The sequence below is a fragment of the Mycobacterium sp. genome (assembly GCF_035314905.1).
Lineage (GTDB): Bacteria > Actinomycetota > Actinomycetes > Mycobacteriales > Mycobacteriaceae > Mycobacterium.
Genome location: NZ_DATFYW010000087.1, coordinates 25,661 through 34,678 on the forward strand (window position 1 = coordinate 25,661; position 9,018 = coordinate 34,678).

The window sequence follows — 9,018 nt, forward strand, 5'->3', positions numbered from 1 at the left end:
TGTCGACGTGCATTCCCTCGAACCAGCTCTCCTCCTTCTCAAGGGAGGAACAGCGCGCCCGAGAAGTCGAACAGCACGGCCCGCGTCGTCACGTCATCGTCGTGTCACGAACACGGAAGTGTGAATTTGCCCCTGCGCGGCTATTCGTCATCAATGACGGAGATGACGCAGGCAGTCGTGGTGGTTCCGGCGCACAACGAGTTCACGGCCTTGCCCCGGTGCCTGCATGCGGTGCTGGCGGCCGCCGAGAACGCGCCGATACCGGTGTTGGTGGTCGCGGTGCTCGATGCCTGTGACGACGACAGCGCGAGCCTTTCTCAGCGGTTCGGACCCGACGTGGTGTTCCGTGAAATCGACGAGCAAAACGTCGGTGCAGCGCGAGCGGCCGGATTCCGTTTTGCTCGTTCGGTTCTGACGAGCCCAGGGGACCGAACGTGGTACGCCACGACGGACGCCGACACGCAGGTGGGCCCGGAATGGCTGCTCGCCCAGCTCGACCACGACGCCGACGTGGTGCTCGGCGTCGTGCACGTGGAGAACTGGCGGCATCACCCGGACGAGGTGGCCGATCGCTACGAAAGGAGCTATGAGTCGGACGAGCCAGGCCACGGGCACATCCACGGCGCCAACATGGGATGCCGGGCCGACGCGTACTGGCGGGTGGGTGGCTTCCGGAGCCTTGCCAGTGGCGAGGACGCCGACCTCGCGAAGCGATTCGAGGCCGCGGGTTTCCGTATTCACTGGGACGACGACCTGTCGGTGGCGACGTCGGACCGTCGCAACGGACGCGCCGCGGGTGGTTTCGCCGACCACCTCGTCGCACTGGCTCGCGAGGTCGCGGCGGAGGGCGAGGCATCGTGACCGTCACCCTGGTCAACCAGTGGCTGTCGTCGGGGGCATTGAACCTCCCGCTGCCGGGCGCTGGGGCCACTGCGGAGCGATGGCGGCGACTTGCCGGGCTGACCGAGATCGACGTGGTGGCCGGACGATTGGCAGAGGCGCACACCGACGCGGTCGCGATCCTTGCCGAACTCGGCGGACCGGAGCCGGAACCTGATGAGCTGTGGGGTGTTTGGGCCGCCGAACCACCTGAGGCGCGGCTGGCGGCGAGCGGTGTCGGCGACCATGTGCTGCTCGACGGCACGAAGCCGTGGTGCTCGGGCGCCGCGCTGTGTGCGCGGGCGCTGGTGACCGCTCGACTCAACGACGGCAGACGCGCGCTGTTCGCGGTTCACCTGAGCGACGAGCGCGTCCAACCGCTGGAGCCGACCTGGCGCAATCCCGGGATGGCCGGCAGTGACACGCGATCAGTCAAGTTCGCCGGCGCGCCCGCGGTTCAGGTGGGGCGGCCCGGTGACTACCTCGAGCGGCCGGGCTTCTGGTTCGGCGCGATCGGGGTCGCCGCGTGCTGGCTGGGCGCCGCGCGGGCGGTCGCCGCCCCGCTGTATCGGCGTGCGGCAGGAACGTCGGTGGACCCGCACACGCTTGCTCATCTCGGCGCCGTGGACGCCGCGTTAACGGCGGCTCAGGCGACGCTCGCGTGGGCCGCAGCTCACGTCGACGGCGACCCGCTCAACAGCTCCGGCCTGGCCGAACTGGTAGCGCGGCGGACGCGCGCGGTGGCCGAGGCGGCCGCGGACGAGGCGATCGTGCGCACGGGCCGCTCGCTGGGGCCCGGCCCGCTGTGCCTCGACGGCGACCATGCACGGCGGGTGGCGGACTTGACGGTGTACCTGAGGCAAAGCCACGCGGAGCGGGATCTCGAAGCGCTCGGCACGCAGGCGGCGGCGGACCATGAGCGCCGCTGAGATAGACCTGGCGAGCGGCGGCACGCCGGCCGACACGTGGACCGCGTGGTTGCCGGACTTTCCGCTGCTCGACCTCGGCGCATGCCCCGCGCTGGTGATCGTCGCGCCGCACCCCGACGACGAGACGCTGGGACTGGGCGCCACCGCCGCGACGCTGGCGGGTCGCGGCGTCCCGGTGCAGGTGGTGGCGGTGTCTGACGGCGACGCGGCGTATCCCGGGCTCGACGCGAACGACCGCGGGCGGCTGGCCGCCGTCCGTCGCACGGAGCTCAGCCAGGCCGCCGCGATGCTGGGCGTCGCCGAGCCCCTATTCGTCGGGCTACCCGATGGTGAACTCGATCACCACGAGGACCGAACGGCCGATGCGCTGGCCGACATTCTCGCCGCCCAGCCAGCCGGGGCATGGTGTGCCGCGACCTGGCGCGGCGACGGGCATCCCGATCACGAGGCGGTCGGCCGCGCCGCGGCAGCAGCCGCGCGTAACGCGGATGCCGTGTTTGCCGAGTACCCAGTGTGGATGTGGCACTGGGCAACGCCGGGCGAGCCGGCGGTGCCCTGGCAGCGCGCCCGCCGGCCGGCGTTGAGCCCCGCCGGCGTCGTTGCCAAACGCCAAGCGGCGCAATGCTTCCGCAGCCAGTTCTTGCCGCCTCCCGGCCAGCCGGCCGTGCTCCCGGCGGGAATGGTGCAGCGGTTGCTCGCGGTGGGGGAGGTGCTGTTCGTCTGAACCGTCGATTGCCGGACGCCTACTTCGACCAGATGTACGCGCACACCAGTGATCCGTGGAACCTGGCCGCACGGTGGTATGAGCGGCGCAAGTACGCGATCACGCTCTCGCTGCTTCCTCACCAGCGCTATCGGCACGCGTTCGAGCCGGGCTGTTCGGTCGGAGTGCTGACCGAGTTGCTGACCCAACGCTGCGACCGGGTGACGGCGACCGACGTCGCGACGGCCGCACTGGGCAACGCGTGCCGGCGGTTGCGCGCCGCGGCGCGGCGCGAGCAGGTGACATTGCTGCGCCAGTCGCTCGACGAGCCGTGGCCGGCAGGCCCGTTCGACCTCGTCGTGCTGTCCGAAGTCTGCTACTACCTGCAGCCCGATACGCTGCGGGCCGTTCTGGACCGCGAAATCCCCCGGCTGGGCCGCGGCGCCACCGTCGTGGCCGCGCACTGGCGCCACCGGGTCGACGACTATCCGATGGCCGGAGACCACGCCAACGACATCATCGGCGCGACCGCGGGACTGCACCTGATCGGCAGCTACCGCGACGCCGACGTCGCGATCGAGGTTTTCGACACCGCCAGCGACGCATCGGTCGCCGCACGCAACGGTGTTCCCGGAGTGTGCCGGTAACCTCGGCCGCATGGTGACGTTGCCGCAGGTGATGCTGACCGTCGACCGGGTGATCACCGCACCACCAGAGGTGGTCTGGGACGTGCTGACCGACGTCGAGACGTGGCCCGACTGGAGCCCGACAATCAGCCGGGCCGAAGTCGACGCGTCCGATTCGAGGATCAAGTACGGCTCGACCGGGCGGGTGTACACCCTCGTCGGGGTGGCGCTGCCGTTCGTGATCACCGAGTTCGACGCAGGCCGGCAATGGGCCTGGAGGGTGGCAGGCGTGCCGGCGACCAGGCACCGTGTCGACGCCGTGCAGGGCGGTGCCCGGCTGAGCTTCGAGGTGCCGTGGTGGGGGTCGGCGTACCTGCCGGTCTGCTCGATCGCGCTGCGTCGGATCCAGGAGCTGGCCGGCCGCTAGGCGCCGGTGTCCAGCCGGTCCATCACTCAGCCGACGGCGCGGTCGGAACCTTGCCAGAACCGCGCGCGGACGGCCTTCTTGTCCACCTTGCCCAGGGCCGTGACGGGGAGCGACTCGACGACGATCACCCGCTTCGGCGACTGCACCGAGCCCTTGCGGTCCTTGACGGCAGCCTGGATCTCGGCGGTCATCGTCGCGATAGCGCCGTCGTGACCCGGCGTGTCCGGCCGCAGCACCACGACGGCGGTGACGGCCTCGCCCCACTTCTCGTCGGGTGTGCCGATCACGCAGACCTGGGCGACGGCGGAGTGCTCGGCGATGACGTCCTCGACCTCCCGCGGGAACACGTTGAACCCGCCGGTGACGATCATGTCCTTGACCCGGTCGACGATGTACCAGAAGCCGTCCTCGTCCTCGCGGGCCATGTCGCCGGTGTGGAGCCAGCCGTCCCTGAACGTCTCCGCCGTCGCGTCGGGCAGATTCCAGTAGCCGCCGGCCAGGAGCGGCCCGCTGACGCAGATTTCGCCGACCTGGCCCTGCGGCACCGGTCCGCCGTCCCGGCCCAGCAGCGCCGTGCGCGCGAAAAGCGTCGGCCGCCCGCAGGACGTCAGCCGCTTGTCGTCGTGATCGCCCTTCGCGAGGTAGGTGATCACCATCGGCGCCTCGGACTGCCCGTAGTACTGGGCGAAGATCGGCCCGAACCGCTCGATCGCCTCGGCCAGCCGCACCGGGTTGATCGCCGAGGCGCCGTAGTACACGGTCTGCAGCGACGACAGGTCGCGCGTGTGCGAATCCGGGTGATCCATAAGGGCGTACAGCATCGACGGCACCAGCATCGTCGCGGTGATGCGGCGCTCCTCGATGACCCGGAGCACCTCGGCGGGGTCGAATTTGCCCAGGACCACCATCTCGCCGCCCTTGACGATCGTCGGCACGAAAAACGCCGCGCCGGCGTGAGACAGCGGCGTGCACATCAAAAACCGCGGCCGCTCCGGCCACTCCCATTCGGCCAGTTGGGTCGTCGTCATGTGGGTGATGGAGCCGACGGTGCCGATGACACCCTTCGGCTTGCCGGTGGTGCCGCCGGTGTAGGTCAGGCCCCCGATGTGATCAGGCGGCAGGTCGGCGGCGACCAGGGGCCGGGGCTCGTACTTGGCGGCCTCCGCGGTCAGGTCCACCGCCACGTGGGAGAGCGCATCCGGCACAGGGCCAATCGTCAGGACCTGCTCGAGCGAGTCGACGCGCTCGAGCAGGCCGAGCGCGCGCTCGACGAACATCGGGTTCGGGTCGATGATCAGCGACGTGATGCCCGCGTCGGACAACACGTAGGCGTGGTCGTCCAGGGAGCCGAGCGGGTGCAGTGCGGTGCGGCGGTATCCCTGCGTCTGGCCCGCGCCGATGATCATCAGCACCTCGGGGCGGTTGAGCGAGAGCAGCGCGACAGCGCTGCCGGTGCCGGCGCCCAGCGCCTCAAACGCCTGGATGTAGCAGCTGATGCGGTCGGCCAGCTGACCACCGGTCAACGTGGTGTCGCCGAGGAACAGCACCGGCTTGTCTTTGTTCCGCTTGAGCGCGCCGACCGTGAGGTGGCCGGAGTGGAGAGGGAAGCGCAGCAGCTCGCCCGATGAGCGCTCGCGGGAAGAGGCAACCTGAGTCATGCGCTAAGACTAGAACGTGTTACAGAAGGAGCTGCGGCGCTCCCCAGAACCCCACCGCTTCCCTGCCTCCGCCCGCTCGCGCCACGGATCGCGAAGTTCTTCAGCAAATGTCAAGAAGGGATAGCATCACGCTCATGGCGTTGAGCCCCCGGATGCCGGATTTGTCGGCGCTGCAGGTGTTGTCGGCGATCGCCAAGACCGGAAGCCTCAGTGCCGCCGGCCGTCAGGTCGGCCTGACGCAACAAGGTGTTTCGGCGCGGCTGACCTCGATCGAGGCGCAGACCGGCGTGCGGCTTGTCACACGCACGACACGCGGCTCGCAACTCACGCAGGCCGGTGAGGTGGTCGCCGAGTGGGCCGACCAGATGCTCGAGGTCGCGCAACGGGTCGACGCCGGCCTCGCGTCACTGCGCGGGGAAAGCGGCAAACGCGTCAAAGTGGTCGCCAGCCAAACGATCGCCGAGCAACTGCTTCCGCGCTGGCTGGTGTCGTTGCAGGCGGCTGCGACGCGGCGCGGCGCCGCGGCCCCGGAGGTGATGTTCACCGCGAGCGACAGTGAGGGCGCGATGAAGGCAATTCGCGGCGGTGATGCCGACGTGGGGTTCATCGAGATCCCGGGCGCGCTGTCAGGATTGCGCAGCCGCGTCATCGGGCGCGACGAACTCGTCGTCGTTGTGCCGCCCGACCACAAGTGGGCGCGGCGGTCACAACCGATCACCGCGGCCCAGCTGCACCAGACTCCGCTGGTATCAAGGAGATCGGGCTGGCACTATCTGCTCGGCGACGTGGTGCCGGGAGCACCGCACACAGACGGCGCCGCACCGCCCGACAATCTCGAGCTGTCGTCGGCCGCGTCCGTCCGAGCAGCGGTGCTTGCGGGCGCGGGCCCGGCGGTGATGAGCCGGCTCGCGGTGGCCGAGGACCTGATGCACGGTCGGTTGCGCGCGATCCCGGTGGCCGACCTCGACCTTCGCCGCGAGCTGAGGGCGATCTGGGTCGGCGGCCGGACCCCGCCCGCCGGCGCGGTGCGCGAGCTGCTCAGCCACATCACCAGCGGCCGTTAAAGATGCTGCCGCCACTCGACGACATTCTCGACCGGCTCTACGTCGTCGCGCTGCCGATGCGGGTGCGGTTTCGCGGCATCACAACCCGTGAAGTCGCGCTGATCGACGGACCCGCGGGCTGGGGCGAATTCGGCGCGTTCGTCGAATACAAGGCCGACGAAGCCGCGACGTGGTTGGCGTCGGCGATCGAGGCGGCCTACCGCGAACCTGTGCCGGCCAGGCGCGACCGCATCCCCATCAACGCGACCGTGCCCGCCGTCCATCCCGATGAGGTGCCCGGGCTGCTCGCCCGGTTTCCCGGCGCGACGACGGCGAAGGTCAAGGTCGCCGAGCCGGGGCAGACGCTCGCCGATGACATCGCTCGCGTCGACGCCGTGCGCGCCCTGGTCCCGACCGTGCGCGTCGACGCGAACGGCGGCTGGAGTGTCGACGACGCCGTCGCGGCGGCCCGGGCCCTCACGAACTCCGGCCCGCTGGAATACCTCGAGCAGCCCTGCAGGACCGTCGACGAACTCGCCGAGGTCCGCCGCCGCGTCGACGTCCCCATCGCCGCCGACGAAAGCATCCGCAAAGCGCAGGACCCGCTGCGCGTCGTTCGCAAGAAGGCCGCCGACATCGCGGTCCTCAAGGTCGCGCCGCTCGGCGGGGTGTCCAAACTGCTGGCAATCGCCGACCAGATCGGCATCCCGGTCGTCATCTCCAGCGCGCTGGACTCCGCCGTCGGCATCGGCACCGGGCTGCAGGCCGCGGCTGCGCTGCCGCAACTGCATCATGCCTGCGGCCTCGCCACCGGCGGCCTGTTCCTCGCCGATGTGGCCGAGCCGGCACCGCCGGAGAACGGTTACCTGCCTGTCAGGGCGGCAACACCCGACCCCGGGCGGCTGGCCGCGTTGGCCGCGCCGCCCGGGGTCCGGCGGTGGTGGATCGGCCGGATCGCGGCCTGCCACCGGCTGCTGGGCTAGCTAGGTCAGATCGCGGCGGCGTCGCGCTCCCCGGTGCGCACCCGTACCACCGAGTCGACGGGGGACACCCACACCTTCCCGTCGCCGATCTTTCCGGTGCGGGCAGCGCCGACGATCGCCGCGACGGTTGCCTCGACGGCCTCGTCCTCGACCAGCACCTCGACTTTGACCTTGGGCACGAAGTCGACCGAGTACTCGGCGCCGCGGTACACCTCGGTGTGCCCGCGCTGGCGGCCGTAGCCCTGGACCTCGCTGACCGTCATGCCGCGCACGCCGGCGCCTTCGACCGCCTTTTTCACCTCGTCGAGGGTGAACGGCTTGATGACCGCGCTAATCAGCTTCAACTCGGCTGCCCTCCACAGGCTCGGTGTGCCTGGCAACTGAATGTGCGGACTCCAACAGCCGTCCGGTTACCAGGGTGTCGTCGGGGTATGCCTCTTCGTCGTGGACGGCGACGTCGCCGATGTCGAGTTCCTCATCGGGTGTGCGCAGCTTCATGAACAGGCCCAGGACCTTGAGGATCACGATGGTGACGAACACGTCCCAGACGATGACGGTCAGCGCGGCGCCGAGCTGGATGAGGACCTGTGCGGGGTGGTGGCCCCAGATCCAGCCCGCGGAGGTGACGTCGGCGACGTCTTTGCCGTTGCCCAGGTATTCGATGACCTTGGGGTCGGCGAGCACCCCGACCAGCAGGCCGCCCAGCAGCCCGGCCACGCCGTGGGTGTGGATGACCCCCAGCGCGTCGTCGACCTTGCGGAACGGTGCGGTGCGGCCCAGCCAGTTCCACGACATCCACACCAGCGAGGAGGCCACCACGCCGATGATCATGGCGCCGAAGCTGTTGACGAAGCCGGCCGCGGGGGTGATGCCCACCAGCCCGACGATCATGCCGTTGACCGCGCCCAGGAAGGTGGGCTTGCGCTGGGGGCTGGCGAAGATGTCCCACAGCACCCAGGTCAGCAGCGCCACCGCGGTGCACAGGTTGGTGTTGATCACCGCCAGCGAGGCGTTGGAGCCGGAGAAGTAGGGGTCACCACCGTTGAACCCGTTCCAGCCCAGCCACAGGATCCCGGCGCCCACCGCGGCCATCGGCAAGTTGTTGGGCACCGCACGCTCGCGGTCCTTGGCCAGCCGCGGCCCGATGACCGCCGCGGCGGTGAACCCGGTCACCCCGGCGGCCAGGTGGATCACATAGCCACCCGAGAAGTCCAGCGCCCCGGTGCTAAACCAGCCGCCCAGGCTGGTGTGCGGCTGGGCCCACCAGCCCCCGCCCCACAGCAGGAAGGCGTTGACCGAGTAGGCAAACGTCGACCACAGCGGCACGAACAGCAGCCACACCTTGAAGTTGATCCGGCCCACCACGCTGCCCAAAAACAGCAGCGGGGTGATCGCGGCGAACACGAACTGGAAGTAGGCCAGCGTGCTCTCCGAGAACCGGAACTTGGGCATCGCCCCATCCAGCAGCGGGATGATCGCCTGCTGCTGGTTGCCGGTGCCCAGGATGCTGCGCGGCTTGCCCACCGCGGCCTGCAAAATGCCCGGCCCCAGCTTGAGCGGCTCACCGAAGCCCATCTTGAAGCCCCACAGCACCCACACCACCAGCACCAGGGAGAACCCGGTGAAGGCCATCAACATGGTGTTGACCGCCCACTTCTTTTGGACAATGCCCCCATACAGCACCGCGATGCCGGGCAAGCTCATCAAGCCCACCAGCGTGGCCGCTACCAGCTGCCAGGCATTGTCTCCGGGGTTAAGCCAATCGGGATA

The 9,018-nt window shown here is 69.7% G+C and carries 10 protein-coding genes; 7 read left to right on the forward strand and 3 right to left on the reverse strand.

Translation table 11 applies throughout. The annotated features are described in order from the left end of the window. Window positions 1-153 precede the first annotated feature (153 nt). The 5 genes from VKG81_RS06625 to VKG81_RS06645 are packed head-to-tail and all read left to right on the forward strand — an operon-like array spanning window position 154 to window position 3,564. The gene (locus tag VKG81_RS06625; RefSeq protein WP_324395039.1) at window positions 154-861 is read left to right on the forward strand and encodes a glycosyltransferase; all 708 of its coding nucleotides are present in this window, start codon (window positions 154-156) and stop codon (window positions 859-861) included. Next, on the forward strand, window positions 858-1,808 hold the full coding sequence (locus VKG81_RS06630; RefSeq protein ID WP_324395040.1) for an acyl-CoA dehydrogenase: 951 nt from the start codon (window positions 858-860) through the stop codon (window positions 1,806-1,808). Before VKG81_RS06625 ends, VKG81_RS06630 begins: the two co-directional genes overlap by 4 nt. Beyond that, window positions 1,795-2,532 (forward strand): PIG-L family deacetylase, encoded by a 738-nt coding sequence (locus VKG81_RS06635; RefSeq protein ID WP_324395041.1) that lies wholly within the window; start codon window positions 1,795-1,797, stop codon window positions 2,530-2,532. Before VKG81_RS06630 ends, VKG81_RS06635 begins: the two co-directional genes overlap by 14 nt. A gap of 32 nt (window positions 2,533-2,564) precedes the next feature. Next, window positions 2,565-3,158, forward strand: a complete 594-nt coding sequence (locus tag VKG81_RS06640) for an SAM-dependent methyltransferase (protein ID WP_324395050.1) — start codon at window positions 2,565-2,567, stop codon at window positions 3,156-3,158. A gap of 10 nt (window positions 3,159-3,168) precedes the next feature. Beyond that, window positions 3,169-3,564: an SRPBCC family protein gene (locus VKG81_RS06645; protein ID WP_324395042.1), complete on the forward strand. Its 396-nt coding sequence runs from the start codon at window positions 3,169-3,171 to the stop codon at window positions 3,562-3,564. 26 nt (window positions 3,565-3,590) lie between these two features. Here the strand turns inward: VKG81_RS06645 and fadD8 are convergent, their stop codons facing one another. After that, on the reverse strand, window positions 3,591-5,222 hold the full coding sequence (gene fadD8, locus VKG81_RS06650) for a fatty-acid--CoA ligase FadD8 (RefSeq protein ID WP_414685184.1): 1,632 nt from the start codon (window positions 5,220-5,222) through the stop codon (window positions 3,591-3,593). 134 nt (window positions 5,223-5,356) lie between these two features. Here fadD8 and VKG81_RS06655 point away from each other — a divergent pair, with 134 nt between their 5' ends. Both VKG81_RS06655 and VKG81_RS06660 read left to right on the forward strand, forming a co-directional pair. Continuing rightward, window positions 5,357-6,286 carry a LysR family transcriptional regulator gene (locus VKG81_RS06655; protein WP_324395043.1) on the forward strand — a complete coding sequence of 310 codons (930 nt, stop codon included), beginning with the start codon at window positions 5,357-5,359 and terminating at the stop codon, window positions 6,284-6,286. Between the two features lie 2 nt (window positions 6,287-6,288). Further along, entirely contained in the window at window positions 6,289-7,248 is a 960-nt protein-coding gene (locus VKG81_RS06660) for an o-succinylbenzoate synthase (RefSeq protein ID WP_324395044.1), read from the forward strand. Window positions 7,249-7,253: 5 nt separating this feature from the next. Here VKG81_RS06660 and VKG81_RS06665 read toward each other — a convergent pair whose 3' ends face one another. Together VKG81_RS06665 and VKG81_RS06670 are read right to left on the reverse strand one after the other, a co-directional pair. Continuing rightward, entirely contained in the window at window positions 7,254-7,592 is a 339-nt protein-coding gene (locus VKG81_RS06665; protein ID WP_324395045.1) for a P-II family nitrogen regulator, read from the reverse strand. Further along, on the reverse strand, window positions 7,579-9,018 hold a 1,440-nt coding region (locus VKG81_RS06670), incomplete at its 5' end, for an ammonium transporter (RefSeq protein WP_324395046.1). The genes VKG81_RS06665 and VKG81_RS06670, both read right to left, overlap by 14 nt.